At 72.2% G+C, this 1,390-nt stretch carries 1 protein-coding gene; it reads right to left on the bottom strand.

The genetic code is table 11. The features are described from left to right. Window positions 1-102: 102 nt before the first annotated feature. A partial coding sequence (locus tag AB7V09_RS12925; RefSeq protein WP_419144003.1) for a heavy metal translocating P-type ATPase occupies window positions 103-1,390 on the bottom strand: 1,288 nt, incomplete at its 5' end.

Below are 1,390 nucleotides of genomic sequence, written 5' to 3'. Positions count from 1 at the left end.
GCAATGCGCTGGTCGGTGAGCAGGTCGAGGGCAGCAACCTCCTCAGCCAGGTAGAGCGGGTTCTCATAGCGCATGTCTGAGTTATGGCGTTGGACGGAACACCTATTGCTTGCGGGCACGCGCAGCCCGCAGTCCGTTGGCGATGACGACGACTTCGGCGACCTCGTGCACGAGGACGACCGCTGCCAGGCCGAGCACGCCGGTGATCGCCAGCGGCAGCAGCACAGTGATGATCGCCAAGGACAGCACGATGTTCTGGTTGATGATCCTGCCGCCGCGGCGGGCGTGGCGCAGAGCCTGCGGGATGAGGCCGAGGTCGTGGCCGGTGAAGGCGACGTCGGCGGACTCGATCGCGGCGTCGGAGCCGGTCGCGCCCATCGCGATGCCCACGGTCGCCCCGGCCAGGGCGGGCGCGTCGTTGATGCCGTCGCCGATCATCGCGGTCGGCGACGTCTCCGAGAACCCGGCGACGATGCGAGCCTTGTCCTCGGGACGCAGCTCGGCGTGCACGTCGCCGATCCCGGCCAGCTTCGCCAGCGCAGCAGCGGTGCGGGAGTTGTCGCCGGTGAGCATGCTCACCTCGACGCCCTGGTCGCGCAGGCTCCGCACGACCTCGGGGACCTCGGGGCGCAGCTCGTCGCGGACGCCGATCGCCCCGGCCAGGAAGCCGTCGACGGTGACGAGCACGCAGGTCTGCCCCTCGGCCTCCAGGTCCTCGACCCGGGCCTTGAGCGGACCGGCGTCGATCCAGCGCGGACTGCCCACCGCCACCCTGCGGCCGTCGACCAGGCCACCGATGCCGTGCCCGGCCTCCTCGGCCACGTCCTGCGCGGCGGGGGTTCCCCGGCCCGCGGCGGCGATGGCGGCGGCGAGTGGGTGCGTCGAGTGCTGCTCCACGGCGGCAGCCCAAGCAAGCACCTGCGCATCGTCGAACCCATGGGCGGCGACGATGGCGGTTACCTCGGGCCGGTTGCGGGTCAGAGTGCCGGTCTTGTCCACGGCCAGGTGCCGGATGCCGCCGAGGCGCTCGAAGGCGGCCCCGCTCTTGATGACGACGCCGAACTTGGTCGCCGCGCCGATCGCGGAGACCACGGTGACGGGCACCGCGATCGCCAGCGCGCAGGGGCTGGCCGCGACGAGGACGACCAGGGCGCGGGTAATCCAGGTCTCCGGGTCGCCGAGCAGGGACCCGAGCACGCCGACGAGGACGGCGAGGACCATCACGCCGGGCACCAGCGGGCGGGCGATCCGGTCAGCGATCCGGGCTCGGTCGCCCTTCTCGGCCTGGGCCTGCTCTACCAGCTCCACGATCGTGGTCAGCGAGTTGTCGGTGCCCGCGGCGGTCGCCTCGACCTCCAGCACGCCGGCGCTGTTGATCGCGCCCGCCGAC

This window comes from Actinomyces sp. SKVG-SVH-4(1) (assembly GCF_048514265.1).
Taxonomy (GTDB): Bacteria; Actinomycetota; Actinomycetes; order Actinomycetales; family Actinomycetaceae; genus Actinomyces; species Actinomyces oris.
The sequence above is the reverse complement of the archived record's forward strand: the minus strand, read 5'-3'. Positions and strand labels throughout refer to the sequence as shown.